This is a genomic window from Rhodopirellula sp. J20-39 (genome assembly GCF_057365095.1).
On sequence record NZ_CP195123.1, the window covers coordinates 978280 to 995556 of the forward strand.

The window sequence follows — 17277 nt, forward strand, 5'->3', positions numbered from 1 at the left end:
CATGAATGCGCCAACCATTCCATCTATCAGAGTAAAACAATTGTCCTTGATCGTTTGGTACACACTGCTGCGTGCAAACCCCAAGCAATTAAGACAATCGCTCTACACTAAACATCGTTGAACGCTACGCAATCTACTGACCAGTCTTCCGGTACACCAATTAGCGACCCCACTGTTCTCGAACGGTCGAAGCACCGGCCGCATTACTCGACGTCGGTAACGCGGTTCGCCGAGACATTGCGGGCCTTCGTCAGTTCGGGGGCGCGAACCTGGCCCACAGGTACCGGGAACCTTTGTTCGCCCCACCTTCCTTCGCAGCCGTGGAAGTCGTTTCTCATTCGGCGAGAGACCGACTGCGAGCGAGCCACCAACCGATGGCGAAAACCACGCTGATTACCGTAAACGCAGCCGAGATCAGCAAGAACACCATCAAGTGGGCATACTCCTGCCCCTCGTAGATCTTCAGGCTCGTGCTTCCTTGAAACAAACCGTTCCAATGGAACAAAGCCCACGCCGTGCAGACAAGCGTTGAGGCCGCCAACTGGACATACTTCTTCGTACGTCTCACCATCAGCCACCCTTGATACACCACGTAACTGTGGACCGGTAAAACGACCAACGTTTCAAACATCAGCAGCGCCGGCATGTGCTCGACCACCAAAGGATTGTTGCCGTCACGCACAACAATCAACAAGGCTCCAACGAACGCCCAAACGAAACTGCCGACACTGATCGCGATCGCCGCCCACCCTAACCGCGGCTCCCAGTCACGGTACCGCAACGAGAATTGCATCCGTTCCCAGTGGCTTTCCGGCTTGGCCGATAATGTCTTCCCTTCGAGAAACCGGTCCAGATCGTCCGCAAGCTCTTTCGCCGAATCGTATCGGCGTTCTGGCTCCTTCCGCAAACACTTCATGCAGATCGTTTCGAGATTCTCGGAAAGATCCGACCGTAGTCCACGTGGAGGCCGGACCGGCGCGTTGTGCAGCATTAAGATCGCTTCAGGAAGCGTCGTTGCCGGATGTGGTGTGTCGCCGGTCAAAATTCGATACAGAACTGCACCGAGTGAATAAATGTCGGATTGTTTGCTGATCTTTTTTCGTCCGAACATGGCTTGCTCGGGTGACATGAAGTTCGGTGTGCCCGCGAGCACGCTAGTCGACACGGAAGCCGACTGCTCGACGCCACACAATCCAAAATCCAATACCACGGGATCGAACCGAGAAAGCGTCTTCGAAGATTGACTTAAAAGAATGTTCTGAGGTTTGATATCTCGGTGGACGATGCCTTGTTCGTGTCCGTAGTGAATCGCCAACGCGATGTCACGCACCAACTCAGCGGCAACTTTTTCGTCGACCGGCTCTTCGCGTTGATCGAGCCATTTACCGAGGTGCTGTGAATCGATATAGGGCATCACGTAATAGTGCAGTTGCCCGTCAACACCGCAGTCGTAGACGGGAACGATTCCGGGGTGCTGCAGCGTTCCGGCGATCCGAGCCTCTCGAAGAAATCGATCCACACCCTCGGGGCTGTCAGTGATCTCCGGCCGAGCGACCTTGATCGCCACCTCGCGGTTGAGGCCCGAATCATTTGCGAGGAAGACGATTCCATAGCCTCCACGGCCGATTTCTCGCACGAGTTGGTACCGGCCGATGTTGCCTAGCAAGCCGCCAGTGAGTGCAGGCGTATCCAGAAAGGAACGCTTTCGCGGATCGTTGCCCACTGAAGCTTCCGTCGTCGCAGCTTCCGCTTTCAACTCGCCACTGTCGAGCGAACGCTGCGTCGCGCCGTCTAAATCCGCTTCCTGTTTATCCTTCGACAAAATACCTTCCCGCAGTCATCATTGCTGAATCATTTCGGCAGCAAGATAGTTATCAATGGCCGGTTCCGTTGACCGGGTGCGCTCGTCGAGACGGATCTCAATATCGCTACCCAGTGGTCGCCGTCTCTTTCACCTCGTCCCACCGCGAATTGCATGACTAGCATATTGAACACATCCTTCAGTCTTTGCAATGCAAAACATTCCTGAAGAAAGCGACCGCTCAGAGATTCACGGCGATCAAAAGCAATCGTTCCAGGTCACTCCCGGGGAAGCTGTGCGGAGTTGTAGACGACGCAAGTGATCAACGGAGATGTATCAGAGCCACACTCTATCTTTGCGTCGCCGTGCTTTGACTCATCCGTGCAACAAGCGGAGTGACCAAGAAATCGCCCGTGGTACCACTTCCGAGCGAACCTGTGCCTTGCCGATGTGCGATGCTGATAAGCGGGATGTGCGGTGGGCAAGATGTGCGGTGTGTTAGACCAGCCAGCGTACTTGGAACGGACGGAGGTTCAGGTTCTCAGTGGGATCGAGTTGTTCTTCCGCTAGGACGTCTTGCTGGTAGGCGATTCCCACCTGTTCCGGGCCTACGGAACGAGGTTGGTCGCTTAGGTTGGCGATCATCGTCAAGGTGGGGCCGTCCGGATGTCGCCGAACGAATCCAACCAAGCCATCACGAGGTAGATCTAAGACGTCTTGGGTTGCAATGGGATCAAACGCCACCTGTTCACGACGCACATCGAGCAAACGTTGGTAGCCTTCAAAGACACGTCGTTGCAGTGAGTCAGCGGGTTGAAGTGCCGCTTCCAATTCATCGGTCGTGTATTTGTGGCGGTTAATGCGCCGTGGAATGCCAGACGATTCCATGCCCTCGATATCGCTTGGAGAACCCACTAAAGAATGGAAGTAGATCGCGGGGATGCCACGCATCGACAACATCACGGCTTGAGTCGCCAGAAAACGCCGGGAGTGTTCCGCTGGCGAGACTGATCGGCGATCCGCGACCGCATCCAGATAGGTGATGTTCAGTTCGTAGGGACTCTCGGTGCCGTCGCCGTTGGCACGCATGCCGACCTTGCCGCCACGGTCGAGTACCAGTTCAGCAAGTGCATTGATTCGCTCAGGCGGCACGAGGCCTTCGGCCGGTCGAACGCCGATTCCGTCATGTGAAGCGGTAAAGTTGAAATAGGTGGTTTGGTCTGATGGAAGATTCAATGAACGCATCCAGTCCGCCAGGACGCCGCTGTCGCCACTATGGATCGCATCCAGCAAAAGCGGTGGCAGACTGAACTGGTAGACCATCTGGGCTTCGTCATCACCGTTGCCAAAGTAGCTGATGTTTTCAGCGTGAGGCACGTTGGTTTCAGTCAGAATGATCGTGCCGGGAACGGCTTGATCCAGTACATGCCGCATCAACCGGACGGCGGCATGGGTTTGCGGAAGATGTAAACAGGTGGTGCCAATTTCCTTCCACAAAAAAGCGATCGCATCCAACCGAATGATGCGAGCACCGCGGAGTGCATACTCAACCAACGTTTCGATCATACGCAACATGACCTCGGGATTGGAGTAGTTCAGATCCACTTGATCGGCACTGAACGTGGTCCAAACACTTAGCTCGCCTGATTCCCCATCAAAACGTGTCAGTAGCGGCAGGCTGCGTGGCCGGATGACTGAAGACAGGTCCGTGGTCGGGTCGGCGGTGCAGTAAAAGTCGGCGTATTCATCGTCGCCGGCCAAGAACTTTTGAAACCACTCGTGTTTCTGGGAAGAGTGGTTGAGGACCAGGTCGTACATCAAGTCAAAGTCTTCACCTAGGCTTTGGATATCATCCCAGGTTCCATACGCCGGATCGACGGCTAGATAATCTGCGACCGAAAAACCATCGTCGCTAGTCGAAGGGCAAAACGGCAGCAGGTGGACGCAGCGAATGCGTTTGTCGAGTTCATGCCGAACTAGAAAGTCATGCTGTGCATTCAGTGGGGCCGTGTTTTCGTCGCGAACTTGATCCGCGTAGGTAATCAACACAACATCGTTGTGATCCCAGAGTGGTTTGCCATGCGAAGCACTGGAGGGGGCGTTGTCTTGGCCTTTATCGGTTGTTGTTTCGCGACAACGTTCGATCAGTCGCTCTAGTCCATCGGCGAGAAGGTCGGGAACGCTTCCGTAAACGTCTGCAATTCGCTCACGTGTTTGTTGTAATTCCGCTTTCTCGTCGAGGTACTGGCTCACAAGTTATCCTGTCCGGTGAAGTGGGTGACCAGCGATCGCAGTTTTCGCCGCAACACGCCGTAGGAGAAAAACGCGCGGCCGATTTCATAATTGAAGTCAACCATTTCGTCACGAAAGGCCTTGTCGTGAATGATTCGTTCGACCTTGGAGACAACGTCCTTGGTCAAATAGCCGTCCATTGAAATAACCCTGGCTCCCTTGGGTTCAATGTCGGCGACGTAGATCGAATAGCGATTCACCAATAACGGTTTGCGGTAATAGAACGCTTCCAACAATGCATTGCCGAACCCTTCATAGATACTGGGATAGGTAATGAAGTCGGCTTGTGAGTAAGCGTCCGCCAATGTGTAGATGCGATTTCCTTTGGCGTCTTTGCCGCGTTTGTCGCCAACCTGTTCGTCGACTAAACGCAAGTCTACACCGCTCGCTTCGGCTAGATCTTTCAGGACTTGTAGGTACTCATCGCCCTCGTCACCACTGGCGTGCGAAATCACCAATTTGCAGCGATCGTCCTTGAGTGCCGCGACCAATGCGATTGCGTGTTCGATGCCTTTGCGTGGTACGACACGGGTTGGTTGCAAGAACAGGATGTCGTTTTCTTCTAGACCAATGTCTTTGCGGAAATGCCTTGCATACTCATCCGCCTCGGGTGGCGGGGTTTCAAAGTCAAGGACGTTGGGCACCAGCATCGACGAGACGCCGCGGCGATGCGAAAGGTCTTCTTGGGCGAACGAATTAATCGTCACGTTTTGGATTTGCGGCAGTGCCGGTGGGAAAGCCATCCACAACATGTCGGTGACCGCACTGACACTGAATCGATCTCGTTCCCAATAGAAATCGTGATGGTGAGCGATCGTGGGGAACCCCGTTTCGGCGATGAAGTTGGTCAACGCTACACCGAGCGGAAGGTTCATCGGAATGCACAAAGCGTTTTGAACGATCAACAGGTCCAGATCAAAACGCCGTGTGAATTCGTAAAGGGTGCCTTTGAGATAATCAGCCAGTGTGTAGATTCGCTGAGTCACGTCAGGCGTTCGAGTTCGCGTACCGAAGGCACGTCGATTGATCCACTGGATATCGGGATGGTCAAAGAAGGCGTGTGGCACAACCATCGATACTGATGGATCGCGGTCGCTCTTGCCGCTGTACCAGTGGCTGACATGCCGATGGTCCCATAGCACCTTGGCCCATTTGGCACTCTCGAGCGAGACACCATCGGTCCCGGCGAATCGCGTTCCCACAAAACCGATTTGAACGCCCATCGCGGTTGCCATTCCTCAAGGTGAAAGTCGTCGTTCGACGTGGCACAAGCCACCAGCGTTGTTAGTCGACGTCACAGGCTGGCCCGTAATGTTGGCTGGCTCTTAACGCGTGAAATGCTGGTTGCTTGTTCCTGACTACTCAAAACACTGTACTAGCTGATCCCAGGCGGTGAGTACCACATCTGGGAATAAGTTTTCGCATGCTGTGTGATCTTCCCGTAAACGCAAACTACGGGAGTCAGCCGCGAACAAAGCCGTTTGTAGGCCTGCATTATTTGCGGCGTAAACATCATTTAGCATGTCGTTGCCAACATAAACCGCCTGATTAGGACGCAGCCCGATGCGATCGAGCGAGGCGACGAGGCAGTCAAACATCAGCGTTCCCGGCTTGGACGCCAGGTAGCGGTTGGAAAAATGGCAAAGGTCCAACTCAAATTTTGTTTCCAGCGGGCCACCGATCAGATCTTCGACAATCGGGATCGTGTAGGCCTGAGCGTTGCTGACGATGCCTAGCTTTCGGCCCGAACGAGAGATTTCATCCAGGGCAGATTTGGCCCCCGGCATCGGCCAGGTTGGATTATTCTTCGCTTCAAGCTCCGCCATCAGTTTCGCGATCGAATGTGGATCGCTGGCCGTTTCCGTTCGGCCGGACTGGATCAGCACATCTTGCCAAATATCCAGCAGTTCCACTTCCGGGCGAGGGTTGGACTCGCTCAAGCGAGCCGAGTTGACCTGTTCGATTCGCTGGCGGATAGCTTGATTGTCATTGTCGGCGCAATCCGCGGTGCCAACCTCGCCACTGCCGCTGATTACGAGCGTGCCATAGATGTCAATAATGACCGCTTGAACGTCCGGCAGTGTTTTCAGTTGCGGTGTAACCGATGTCGCGATGGGTTCAAGCGGCTGACGATTTTGGACAACGGGTGCGAGTGCAGACATGACTATCCAATCCCGCCACGATCGCCGGTTGTGGCAAGCGTCAGGTCGGTCGCGTAACAGTCCACCAGTGTGTTCATGTTCGCGCTGCGATCAATTTCTCTAAAAACACGCAGGGTTCGATCGAGCCGATTTCGCGTTGCTTCGTCAAAGTATCCCTGCTGGGCGGAACTCCGAAGCACGCCGCGATAATGTTGAACCGCGATCGCACACAAATCACGCATCGCCGCACGACGCAGGGGAGCCTCTTTTTTGCTGACGCTATCGAGGTGTTCGTTGATGCAGCGTGCGACCACCACCGGATCCGGTACGGAGGCGGAGAGTTGGGCCAACAACTTCTTGCGAAGCTCGCCACTTTGCCCGCTGGCCAACCGTGTTGCGACATGCAAGTCACCAGCGGAAAGTTCTAGAGCGTCGTCGAGCGTTGCATCACTGTAGGTTGGCGGATCGTCGACGTCTTCGTTAAAGCGAGCCAGATGCTGGCGTAACAATGTCCGGCCGTGTTCACCAGTCGGGCTGACGAAACGCATCGTTTGGCATCGCGAACGAATCGTCGGAAGCTGTTTCTGCTCGCTGGTGCCGATCAAGATGATCAAAGCGTTGGAGGGCGGTTCCTCCAGTGTCTTCAGCAGACAGTTCGCGCCTTCTTCGTTTAAAAAGTCGGCGTCATGCAAAATGGCAACTTTGCGAGCACCTTGCATCGGACGCAGGTGAACATCGTGGCAGAAGCCTTCTTGCAGTCGGGCGTCCACAGGGCCGATCAGAGCTTCCAGCGGAATCAATGTTCGGTCGGCCGGCTTGCTGACCTGAATCAAATCGGGATGGGTACCCGCACGTACTTGAACACAATCGTGACACGTCCCGCACGGGTTCATGTCCGACGATTGGTTCTTGGGGCATAAGACGGTTTGCGCCACCAGCATCGCGGTTGCTGTTTTGCCGATTCCTGGTGAACCGACAAACAACAAGCTGCCGCCCAATCGGCCTTTCCCGATCGCTATCTTCAGCGCGGTTTGGATCCAGTCGTGACCGACCAATTGATCCCAGGTTGCCGGGAACGCAGGTGGAGGAGGGGAGGATGATTTTGCCAACGAAAAGACTCGTGCTTTGCTAGGTCGATTGCTTCGACGTCATCACTTCCAACTCGACCGCCGTGATTTTGTCGACGCGAGTGGTATGCCGGCCAGATTCAAATTCCGTTCGCAGCCACATCAACACCATCTCGTCGATCGAACGTTCGCCGATTAAATCGCCAGGCAAGCAAAGCACATTAATGTCGTTATGACGCCGCGACATTTCGACCATCACTTCGTCATAGCAGGGAGCTGCTCGGACGCCAGGGAATTTGTTGGCGACGATCGACATACCAATCCCTGTACCACAAATCAGGATGCCTCGATCGAGTTCGCCAGCAGCGATTTTGCGAGCGACCTTCTTGGCATAGTCGGGGTAGTCCACCGCATCGGCCGAATCAGTGCCTTCGTCGACGACTTCAAATCCTTCATGGGTCAAACATTGGCACAAACGTGCCTTGATATGAATACCACGATGATCGCTGGCAATACCGACTTTCAAGTGAGGTCTCCGTGATGATGCGGGTCATCTGTATCGTCCCCATCCGGATCGTTTTGCGAAGTTGAGTCATCATCCGCAAGACTGGGGGCTTCGCCAGCATTATGACGTTCTAATGCCGCATTGTCAGACGTGTTTGGGAAAAAGTCGTCATCTAATGCTTCGATCCACTGTTCCAGCTCTCCACGCATTTGCTGGGCACATTGTTCGTAAATTTCCACGGGCATGCCGACTGGATCGCTAATGTCCCCACCGTCGCGGCGAAGCGTGAAAACGCGATCCTTCCGATCCGGCCAAGCGGCCAAAATGGCGTCTCGGTGTCGACGGGTCATCGTCAGTACCAGATCGGACATCGACATCAAAGGATCGTCCAACGGTTGGCTGCAGTGTCCCGTCAGATCCAAGCCTAAACGTCCCATGACCTCGACCGATTGAGGAGCGGCACCACTGCCACGGCCCGCCGCAACACCGGCGGAAATCACGCGAACTACGTCTTCGCGTCCGAATTTCTTGTGTAACAAGTCACGCAACAAAGTTTCCGCCATCGGACTGCGACAGGTGTTGCCGGTACAAACAATCGCAATGACAGGTTTGACGAACTGGTTCATGGCTGCTCGTTGAATCACACCTTCTCGCAGAATCTGCCACGTATTGCCCGCCGCTCGAACAACCGTGCCTACTCCACCATAACGACTCACGCCGTCGTCGAGCAGCAGTGGCAAATTAGCTGCCGGTGCGGATCTGTTGATTTGTTCAGTTAGGGCAGTGATTGTAGTCGCACCCCGATCAATTGGCCCGCTGGAGCTGGACGATCCAGATTCCGTAGCGAATTCCCCCCAAATTAAGGGTGCCGAGAGATAACGGTGAATGTGGCTAAGCAATCGATGCTTGGAAACTCGGAAGGCTGCCTCGCTTCCTAATTTCCCTACCCTGCCAGCTTGTTCGGTCGGTTTTCGCAGGAATTGTTGCACTTCTTGCGGCAACATGGACATCGCCGAGCCTTCACCGGAGCAATCGCTGACCAAGGTGAGCGGACCTGGAAAGCATCTCTCCGTTAATCGGCGAGCCAAAAGAGTTTGAGGCAGAATGAAATCGCCTGCTGATTCGCTGCTGCGGACGCACAAAGCGATCTGGCCCCACTGCAAATTGTCGGGGGAATTGCCACCCGAAATGATCTCGACAAGCTGTTTTACCGCGTCAACGCATAAGGCACTGGCGACGACGCCATAAACCGTCTCGCTGGGCAGACCGATAACACCCCCCTCGACCAGCGTTTGCACGCTGCGATGCACAATGTCTCGCGGGTCGTCGGTTTGCTGTAGGTCGTAGATCATTCATCGCTATCCTAAGGGGATGCGAATCCATGATCCAGTACGCAATCTTCGATTGAGCCGACGGGCCGCCCTACAAGCGTTGTCCGGTGGCCTCGCGTTGTCAGTGTCAAAAGGGTGTGTTGCCACGACAGGACCGAGTGATGTGGACCTGGTTTGGGGACGACGAGGATTCACCGACGGTCGGTTTTTAAAACCCCGGGCGATTACGATCGATCCATTGGACCAACTGTACATTGTGGACACGACCGGTCGGATCCAGGTGTTTGATGCTGATGGCAATCATTTGCGAACCTGGAAAACGTTGGATACCGCTAACGGTCGACCCACCGGACTCGCATTTGACAACACAAACCCGCAATCGTCGCGATTGTTGGTTGCCGATACCCACTATTACCGCATGCTCGTTTACAGTCCTGACGGGCAACTTCAGCCCGAGCAGCAAATTGGTGGCGAAAGCGGTTTCCAACCCGGACAATTCGCCTTTGTCACTGACGCGGTGATCGATTCCGACGGTAACCACTACATCGGCGAGTACGGTGCATCGGATCGAATTCAGAAATTTGATCGCAGCGGCGAGTTCATTGCCCAGTGGGGCGGGACCGGTTCGCAGCCTGGCCAATTTTTGCGTCCGCAAAGCCTTGTTGTGGATCAGTCAACGTTGTGGGTCGCTGATGCATGCAACCACCGTATCGCTCGATATGATCTGAATCACACCACACCGAAACTGGTCGATTTGTGGGGGATCGAGGGAGATGGTCCTGGTCAGTTGCACTATCCGTACGATTTAGCCATCGATCAGGACGGCAGCGTTATCGTTTGTGAGTACGGCAACCAGCGCTTGCAACGGTTCACCCCTGAGGGGAAGTTATTGTCGCAGTGGGGAAGTCCGGGCCACGCACCCGGTCAACTTTATCAACCGTGGGGCGTGGTGATCGATTCACGTCAGCGGGTTCACGTGTTGGATAGCAATAACCACCGCGTTCAACGGTTGGCAGCGTTTTAGAACGCCGCCCCTACTCGCCGCCCCCCTATACTGAGGCACGAGTTACTGAGGCACCAGTTTCGTTGCGTGGGAAGCCATACACGATCTCAATAAACACGATCGCCAACACTTCCGCGATAAAGCGGTGCGTGGGCAATCAAAGATGTACCGGCAATTAAAACGGAGAAAGTAAAATGAGTGAACGAGCTGTACTTGCTGGCGGTTGCTTTTGGGGCATGCAGGACTTGATACGAAAGCAGCCCGGCGTCATCGCTACACGTGTGGGCTACACCGGGGGCGATGTGCCCAATGCCACCTATCGCAACCACGGTACCCATGCCGAGGCGATTGAAATTTCCTATGACCCCGAAGTGACCAGCTATCGGCGTTTGCTCGAGTTTTTCTTTCAGATTCACGACCCCACCACGCCCAACCGACAGGGCAACGATCGTGGGACGTCTTATCGCTCGGCGATCTATTACACGAGCGAAGACCAGAAAGAGATTGCGATGCAGACGATTGAAGACGTCAACGCAGCAGAAATCTGGCCGGGGAAGGTGGTCACCGAAGTGGAACCGGTTGGCGACTTTTGGGAAGCCGAACCAGAACACCAGGACTATTTGGAACGGGTTCCCAATGGTTACACCTGTCACTACGTTCGTCACCACTGGGTACTGCCAGTTCGTGATGAGCAGAAAAGCTAGTCATCGAAATCATCTAGCTCCATTGTCATCCGGCTCCATTGACGTCATCAAAGTTATGAAACTCGGCTACATCATTCTGTACGTCCCCAAAGTCGCGGATGCGGTTGCGTTTTACGAGAGCGCATTCGGCATGACGTGCCGGTTTCGTCATGGTGGAGAGGAAGGGGATTATGCCGAGATGGAGACTGGCGATACCGTGCTTGCCTTCGCATCGGAAACGTTAGCTGACTCGCATGGTTTCGCCTACCGCCGAACCACACCGTCCAGCGACGCGCCTAGTGTTGAGATCGCCTTGGTCAGTGATGATGTTGAGACCGCGTTCGATAAAGCGGTCCTTGCGGGCGCCGTTTCGATTAGCACGCCTACCCAAAAACCATGGGGGCAAACGGTCAGTTACGTGCGAGACAATAACGGCTATCTGGTTGAAATTTGCTCGCCAGTGGGAACGCCAGACTAGTGCTTCGGCTACATTTCATTTTGGGGTTGATCGTAGTGGATGAGGCGACGAATCCCATCCACTCACCAACCAGACGGGCTCGTCGCCTCGCCCACTACACCCCAAAGTTGAATATGGATGAAGCACTAGGTTCATCCGCCCCATTGCGTCGTGGGTTGGAGTGTAGCGGATGAGATCGCACGCATCCGGATTGTTTCACGATCGCATTTCGCCGTTCGACGGATTCTGCTAATCAAACTTAGCTGTCCTAGTCGCGATGCCGTTCGCTGAGTCCATCGTTGAATGCAAAAGACTGGCTGCACAACCGATCCAGTCTGGGAATCAATCATGAACGAGCGTCAATTGCCGGAGTCTCTGCGTTGGACACGCGTTCTGTTGATACTTCTGGCGGGGCTTGCTGCTTGTGCTGCGTCGATTTTCTTGTGGTCCGATGGTTCACAAAAGCTCACTGTCGCAACCGGATCGGAAGTCGGGATCTACCATCGGGTTGCCGGACGTGTTTGCGAGGCGTTGCAGCAGTCCAATTCTGGCGTCGAGATTGAGCTGCAAACAAGTTCAGGAAGTCAGGAAAACATATCGCGGCTGGAAACGGGCGTCGCGGATCTGGCAATCGTTCAAAACGACTCCGTCGGTGGCAGCCGTCTGCGGAGTCTAGCTGCTTTGTATCCCGAAGTCCTGCATCTGGTATGTCGCAAAGAAAGCAAAATTCGCTGTTTGAATGATCTTGTCGGTAAACGAGTGAGCCTGGGTGCCAAGGATAGCGGCACGGCGCAGCTTACCAACGAGCTTTTGCAATTCGCACGGATTCAAATCAATCCAGACAACGTGCAGTATCTCTCTTTTGAAGAGTCCGCTCGTGGGCTGCGCGGAGAGGAAATCGATGCTGCATTCTTGTTGGTGGGTATCGGTGCCGAAGCGATTGACCAGGTGTTGCAAAACGGTAACGTCGAGCTGGTCTCCATTCAAATTCATGCGGTGGGCGATCCCACGCAACTCGTCCAGCCGGCGAAGTTGATCGACGGCTTTCAGGTTCACTATCCGTTCGCTTCATTCGTCGAGATCCCGATGATGTCGTACTCGGGATTGCCCAGCGAGCCGATTGCATCGGTGGGAGTGCAGGCGGTTTTGGTGTGTCGTGCTGATTTGCCCGATGCTGACGCGAAATGGTTTGTAGAAACGCTCTTTGCTCAACGGGCCGTACTGGGACGAGAGCTCACGTTGCTAAGTCAGTTAGATGAAAGCTTCGCTCAGGCGTCGCTGCAGTATCCACTGCATCCGGGGGCGGAATCCTATTTTCGTCGCAACGAACCTGGCTTTCTGGCCGAGAATGCGGAGGCGATCGGGCTGATCATCACGGTGCTGTTGCTGGTGGCCAGTGCACTGCATAGCCTGCATCGCTGGTACGCACAAAGTCGCAAGAATCACGTCGACACCTATTACCGTCGCGTTCAAGATCTGGTGCAGCGAATTGATGGGGTCACTGATTTGGCAGAGCTTGTTGCCATGAAATCAGAACTAAAACGCATCGACGCGGCTGCTTGCGATGAGTTGATTGACGAGCGACTCGACGCCGACCACTCTTATGTCATTCTTCAGCACATGGTCGAATTTTGTGATACGCAAATTCGACAACGCCAAGAAACACTATCGGAATTGGGGCACTAAAAGTTGGGGCGTTGTCGCAACTGATTCTGCCACTGAAACTAGGCCGCTTCGGCTACGGTTTCTGTTGCGACGCGAGGCTCAGTGACGCGAGGCTTTGGTATGCCGGCTAAGGCGTCCTTGGCATAGGTGGACAGTGTTGCGTCGGCAACTTCGTAACCGTGGCGGAATAGCAAGCTGAACTCGTGATGGGACAGCCGGCGCAAGGTGGTTTCCATTCGGGAAACAAAGCTGACCTCGCGATCAGTTAGCTCCGGTTTGCCAAGACTGGGCTGACGAGAGTATGCCTTCTTGGTCGAGCGTCCTAGTCGCAAATAGGCGCCGGTACCGGGATTCTGTTTGAAATATTCCATCAGCATCCGGGCTCGTAAGCTGCGGACTTGATCAGTGGCGACATCGACCAATCGCATCGACGCTTTCAAGTAACCGGGACGCCAGCGGGATTGTCTTGCTTCGCTTGATAGGGCACGCGATGCGTCACACACGATTAAAAAGTCGGTTCCGTCTCGTAACCCTTCACCGGGTTTGAACAGGGATTCCACACCTAAGTTGTCGTACACACCGCCATCCCACAAATGCAGTCGTTTGTACTTGGGTGAAATGGATTGCCATTGGTCGTTGTGATGCTCGCTCCAGCGGTAGTGACGAGACCGAAGCAGCAGCGGTCCAATCAGTCCTGGGACCGCTGCGGATGCGGCCAAGGCTTGCGACAAACGAAAGTCGGGATCGGTGATGTATTTGGTTTGATAATCGCCCATCAAGTCGCGTTGAAATCGCCAGTTTTTACCCGTTTGGTAGCAGGTCGCATTGATGATCCAGCGGGGTGAGATGGGAAGATCGGCAAGCGAACCCTGGATGCCCCAGTCACGTTCGATCGCGTCACCCAATACGCTGGCACGGCCCGAAGCGAGTCGCCACGGCAGTAGTAGCGATTTCATGACGTACGTTGACTGCACGTTCCGCTTGGTTAGCAAGGACTGGCACCGTGGCACAATTTCACGGAGGTATTCTTCGCTACCAGGCCATCGATAGCCACCGGCTGCAAAAACGAGGCCTGCAGCTAGGCTGCCGCCTGACACGCTCGACACAATCTTGACATTACCCAGCAGGTTCTGGCGGGCCAATCGAGCGAGCACGCCCAGGTGAAACACCGTGGCGCGGACTCCGCCGCCTGAAAATGCAAGTGCGATCTGCATGAACCAATGCGATGCTAGCGTGAAACTGGGATTGGACTCGGCCAACAACGTGCGAGGTCAAGTGAAACTCGAAAACTCGACCGAGATCGTCGGCGTCAACCGAGTCGTTCTTGTAGTGTCGCAGTCGGTGATAGATCCATATCAATCGTGAAACAATATTCACCGCGCAATTCACTACGCATCGCGTGCTGCAGCCCTTCGTCCGGCTACCTGATCCGCGTTAGCCAATCATCGGTGCCAATCACTTCGCTGATGAACATTTGCTGGGCAACCAGAATCGAGTTCTGTAGTTCTTCCGCTTTGGCCGATCCAGCCTCGTTTTGCACGTCGAGTGTCCCCGTCGCATCATTCAAGAATTCCACTTTGTAGCCCCGATGGAATGCTTGCCGTGCCGTTGTGTCACAGCACATGTGGGTCATGTAGCCCGCGACGCAAACCGTATCGGCTTCAATGGATTTGAGCCACTTGTCCAGATCGGTGCCGGTGAACGTTCCGGGCAGTTGCTTGTCGATCAAAAGGTCTCGCGGGCGGTCTTCGACTTCCTTGTGGAGTTGCCACATATCCGAGTTCAGTCGGAAGATGGGTGATTCAGGATCAGCCTGATGATGTCGAACCACGGCGGTAGGCACGTCGGCCTTGGCCGCCTCGTCCATTACCTGAAGGATCTTTTCCAAGTGACCTACCGGATAGGAAATAGGTAACGCGCCATCGAAATATTCGCGTTGCACATCAATGACCAACAATGCCCGACCCATGTCCATTCTCCAATTTAGAATTTTGGTTTGGGTTGCGAGATCCGCCACAGCAACCCGAGAAGAGGTCACTGTACCTATTGAGCCGTAGGAATACTTGTCGGTGGGCGTAGAGAATGGGCGTTTCCTTGCAGTTGGTTGGATTGTCTTCTCAGCCGTGACGAGAGACTTTGCAATTGCTGGTCGAGACGCATCGACGCCACCGGAGAATCCGACAGCGGTTGGGTTCCAAGGCGAACTTCATCGTGATCCACACTCGCACCCGCCGCCGCGGTTGCCGCGGCGAGGGACTGCTTGGTGATGCGATCAACCAAGGTTCGTTGCAAAGTGCGATTGTTGACGGGCACGATCGAGGTTTCGCCCCAGCGGACGTCCAGCGGACCGAACTGGTTTCGGATGATGTTGTCGAGTTGTGCGATTCGATTTTCGAGACTGTCGTGGTCGGCATCAAAAACCCAAATCCACCCACTGCGAGTGGAACGGTAGCTCAGCTCAAATCGTCCCAGTCGACTCTGGATCAGCGTGTCAATTGCGTCGGATTGCTCGGCGGAAAGGTCATCGCCAATGTGCAGGGTGCCAATCGCCACCTGAGTGAGTCGGCTTGGACCTGCGCCCGCGTAGCCCAACGCTGCCGAATTCCAAGTTGCGGATTCAGGACGACGAATGGGGGCAGTTTGGGAACCCGAATCCGTGATGGACTCCGGATGAGCAATGCGACTGCGGAAGTGAGCGTATGCCGTCGCGATCGCGGTCGGCTGGGCCAAGGGGGTTTCGAAAGTGATGTCGGTTCCGCTGCCTTGGCGTGACTGAATATTGAGACAGGAAAATTGTAACGTCGCCAATTGGCGACAGATCATCAGGCCCAGTCCGGTGCCGTTGGCGCCATCGCACACACGTTGTTGCCCTAGATTGCTGAGTGCCTTGATTTGGCTAGCCGACATGCCCGCTCCGCAATCGCTAACCGACCAGCGGGCAACTCCGACATCCGGATCATCCCAAATCCGGACCAAAATGTGACTGCCTTCAGCACTGGCTCGATACGAATTGACGATTAGATTCACCAGCAATCTGCACAGCAGCGCCGGATCGACATAGAGAATCTGGTTGCGCAGTCCACTTTCGTCGAAGAGCAATTCGATCCGTTTGCTGGCCAGGACCGCGGAAGTCGCGTCGATAACCATTCGTTGCACTGATTCGCAGGTGACCGAGCGGCGTCGCAGTCGGGTCATGCCGTGCAGTAAGCCATCGGCGTGCAGCATTTCGCCCACGAGTGTGTTGAGGTACTCGCATTGCCGCAGGGCAGCTTTCAGGCAATCGGCCTGAACGTCAGAAACCACCCCCAGTTCACCATCGCTGACAATTTCCAGGGTTGCCACCACGCTCGCCAACGGTGAACGTAAGTCGTGAGCGGTTTCACTGATCAGCCGGACCGCCGTTTCGACTTCGGACTGGATCGCGGGAGGCGAGGCTGATTGGGTGGTCGCGGATGGCGATACCGTTTGTGCCCGCTCGTCAAGTTGGTCGACTCGCTGCGCAACACTGTTGGCTTGGGTGGTCGCCAAGGTTTTGGAACGGAATCCCGGCGAGGTGATTGCACCAACGCGGTGAGGCCGCGCACCGGAGAATTCAGTCTGACGCGGCGAAGCTTGGGACCTGGGTTGCATCGATGAGCGTCCTGAGGAAAACCGACAATAGAGACCAATCCCCCCTGTTATCGGTTGTCGTTGACCGCTTAACGACTCAAGTGGTTGTTAATCGATGCCATCGATACAATCTGTTGCCTTTTCTTGCTGGTAGCGTCGGATCAGGCAACTGATATCGATTGCAGCGATATTTAATTCGCTTAGGTCAGTCAACGCTGACCTCGCGAAGCGTGTGCACTGCCGCTTATTAAGCCAGTCTCGCGTAAGACAGTTGCAATGGGATGTTGGCCCGAAACTATTCGGCTGCCAAACGATCCATAGACCCGCTTTCTTGTGCGAGCAAGTAGTAGAAAGTGACGCGGCATTTGGCTCGATCGCCCTTCATGATCTCGCACACCGAAGCAAGTGCCTTGTCTGCTTCGTCGTCATTCAAGTCGAGGGTCTTGGAACAATATCCGCTTTTGATACTTGCTAGTTCTTCTGGGTCGGTTGCTGCGACGACTGCTGAGTCGCGACTCTGGAGAGCCAATCCGAGATGACCGACGAGTGCTTCAATCGCGTTTTCGTTTGGCGAATCGACGTACTTCTTAACGTTGTCGAGATAATCCGGCATCGAACTTCCTTTTGCAAGTTTTTGAAAACAGCACCAAGGACGGAACCACCCGAGGCACCAAGGTAAAATCGAGTGGACGATTATACAGCTTGGCGTGGGGTGCATGCAGA

General features: G+C 54.7%; 15 protein-coding genes. 4 read left to right on the forward strand and 11 right to left on the reverse strand.

The features are described 5' to 3' along the window. Positions 1–334: 334 nt before the first annotated feature. From ACR3ZL_RS03325 to ACR3ZL_RS03355, 7 genes are all read right to left on the reverse strand, one after another. Positions 335–1822: a serine/threonine-protein kinase gene (locus tag ACR3ZL_RS03325; protein ID WP_473649307.1), complete on the reverse strand. Its 1488-nt coding sequence runs from the start codon at positions 1820–1822 to the stop codon at positions 335–337. 477 nt (positions 1823–2299) lie between these two features. Continuing rightward, complete coding sequence (locus ACR3ZL_RS03330) at positions 2300–4054, reverse strand: sugar phosphorylase (RefSeq protein WP_473649306.1); 1755 nt, start codon at positions 4052–4054, stop codon at positions 2300–2302. Beyond that, positions 4051–5316 carry a glycosyltransferase gene (locus ACR3ZL_RS03335; RefSeq protein ID WP_473649305.1) on the reverse strand — a complete coding sequence of 422 codons (1266 nt, stop codon included), beginning with the start codon at positions 5314–5316 and terminating at the stop codon, positions 4051–4053. Before ACR3ZL_RS03335 ends, ACR3ZL_RS03330 begins: the two co-directional genes overlap by 4 nt. A 135-nt stretch (positions 5317–5451) precedes the next feature. After that, on the reverse strand, positions 5452–6255 hold the full coding sequence (locus tag ACR3ZL_RS03340; RefSeq protein ID WP_473649304.1) for an HAD family hydrolase: 804 nt from the start codon (positions 6253–6255) through the stop codon (positions 5452–5454). A gap of 2 nt (positions 6256–6257) precedes the next feature. Further along, a complete protein-coding gene (locus tag ACR3ZL_RS03345; protein WP_486173204.1) occupies positions 6258–7343 on the reverse strand; it encodes a DNA polymerase III subunit in 1086 nt (361 codons plus the stop codon). A 19-nt stretch (positions 7344–7362) separates the two neighbouring features. Beyond that, positions 7363–7827 (reverse strand): ribose 5-phosphate isomerase B, encoded by a 465-nt coding sequence (gene rpiB, locus ACR3ZL_RS03350; RefSeq protein WP_473649302.1) that lies wholly within the window; start codon positions 7825–7827, stop codon positions 7363–7365. Next, positions 7824–9158, reverse strand: a complete 1335-nt coding sequence (locus ACR3ZL_RS03355; protein ID WP_473649301.1) for an arsenate reductase/protein-tyrosine-phosphatase family protein — start codon at positions 9156–9158, stop codon at positions 7824–7826. The genes rpiB and ACR3ZL_RS03355 overlap by 4 nt, the downstream gene beginning before the upstream one ends. A gap of 19 nt (positions 9159–9177) precedes the next feature. Here ACR3ZL_RS03355 and ACR3ZL_RS03360 point away from each other — a divergent pair, with 19 nt between their 5' ends. The 4 genes from ACR3ZL_RS03360 (at position 9178) to ACR3ZL_RS03375 (ending at position 12966) form a co-directional block, all read left to right on the forward strand. Further along, on the forward strand, positions 9178–10161 hold the full coding sequence (locus tag ACR3ZL_RS03360; RefSeq protein ID WP_473649300.1) for an NHL repeat-containing protein: 984 nt from the start codon (positions 9178–9180) through the stop codon (positions 10159–10161). Positions 10162–10334: 173 nt separating this feature from the next. Beyond that, complete coding sequence (gene msrA / locus ACR3ZL_RS03365) at positions 10335–10844, forward strand: peptide-methionine (S)-S-oxide reductase MsrA (RefSeq protein ID WP_473649299.1); 510 nt, start codon at positions 10335–10337, stop codon at positions 10842–10844. A gap of 55 nt (positions 10845–10899) precedes the next feature. Beyond that, entirely contained in the window at positions 10900–11301 is a 402-nt protein-coding gene (locus ACR3ZL_RS03370; RefSeq protein WP_486173205.1) for a VOC family protein, read from the forward strand. Positions 11302–11628: 327 nt separating this feature from the next. Next, positions 11629–12966, forward strand: a complete 1338-nt coding sequence (locus tag ACR3ZL_RS03375) for a TAXI family TRAP transporter solute-binding subunit (protein WP_473649297.1) — start codon at positions 11629–11631, stop codon at positions 12964–12966. A gap of 38 nt (positions 12967–13004) precedes the next feature. On the opposite strand, the gene ACR3ZL_RS03380 is transcribed toward ACR3ZL_RS03375, so the two are convergent. The 4 genes from ACR3ZL_RS03380 to ACR3ZL_RS03395 form a co-directional block, all read right to left on the reverse strand. Further along, a complete protein-coding gene (locus ACR3ZL_RS03380; protein ID WP_486173206.1) occupies positions 13005–14159 on the reverse strand; it encodes a patatin-like phospholipase family protein in 1155 nt (384 codons plus the stop codon). Between the two features lie 206 nt (positions 14160–14365). Further along, positions 14366–14914 carry a cysteine hydrolase family protein gene (locus tag ACR3ZL_RS03385; RefSeq protein WP_473649296.1) on the reverse strand — a complete coding sequence of 183 codons (549 nt, stop codon included), beginning with the start codon at positions 14912–14914 and terminating at the stop codon, positions 14366–14368. Between the two features lie 74 nt (positions 14915–14988). Further along, positions 14989–16575: a sensor histidine kinase gene (locus ACR3ZL_RS03390; protein WP_473649295.1), complete on the reverse strand. Its 1587-nt coding sequence runs from the start codon at positions 16573–16575 to the stop codon at positions 14989–14991. Between the two features lie 274 nt (positions 16576–16849). Beyond that, a complete protein-coding gene (locus ACR3ZL_RS03395; RefSeq protein ID WP_473649294.1) occupies positions 16850–17167 on the reverse strand; it encodes a DUF2853 family protein in 318 nt (105 codons plus the stop codon). Between the last annotated feature and the right edge of the window lie 110 nt (positions 17168–17277).

Excerpts from the sequence above, each read along its gene's own strand:
- ACR3ZL_RS03335 (WP_473649305.1), bottom strand. The coding sequence starts at position 5,316 with ATGGGCGTTCAAATCGGTTTTGTGGGAACGCGATTCGCCGGGACCGAT.
- ACR3ZL_RS03340 (WP_473649304.1), bottom strand. The coding sequence starts at position 6,255 with ATGTCTGCACTCGCACCCGTTGTCCAAAATCGTCAGCCGCTTGAACCC.
- ACR3ZL_RS03355 (WP_473649301.1), bottom strand. The coding sequence starts at position 9,158 with ATGATCTACGACCTACAGCAAACCGACGACCCGCGAGACATTGTGCAT.
- ACR3ZL_RS03360 (WP_473649300.1), top strand. The coding sequence starts at position 9,178 with ATGCGAATCCATGATCCAGTACGCAATCTTCGATTGAGCCGACGGGCC.
- msrA (WP_473649299.1), top strand. The coding sequence starts at position 10,335 with ATGAGTGAACGAGCTGTACTTGCTGGCGGTTGCTTTTGGGGCATGCAG.
- ACR3ZL_RS03370 (WP_486173205.1), top strand. The coding sequence starts at position 10,900 with ATGAAACTCGGCTACATCATTCTGTACGTCCCCAAAGTCGCGGATGCG.
- ACR3ZL_RS03375 (WP_473649297.1), top strand. The coding sequence starts at position 11,629 with ATGAACGAGCGTCAATTGCCGGAGTCTCTGCGTTGGACACGCGTTCTG.
- ACR3ZL_RS03380 (WP_486173206.1), bottom strand. The coding sequence starts at position 14,159 with ATGCAGATCGCACTTGCATTTTCAGGCGGCGGAGTCCGCGCCACGGTG.
- ACR3ZL_RS03385 (WP_473649296.1), bottom strand. The coding sequence starts at position 14,914 with ATGGGTCGGGCATTGTTGGTCATTGATGTGCAACGCGAATATTTCGAT.
- ACR3ZL_RS03390 (WP_473649295.1), bottom strand. The coding sequence starts at position 16,575 with ATGCAACCCAGGTCCCAAGCTTCGCCGCGTCAGACTGAATTCTCCGGT.
- ACR3ZL_RS03395 (WP_473649294.1), bottom strand. The coding sequence starts at position 17,167 with ATGCCGGATTATCTCGACAACGTTAAGAAGTACGTCGATTCGCCAAAC.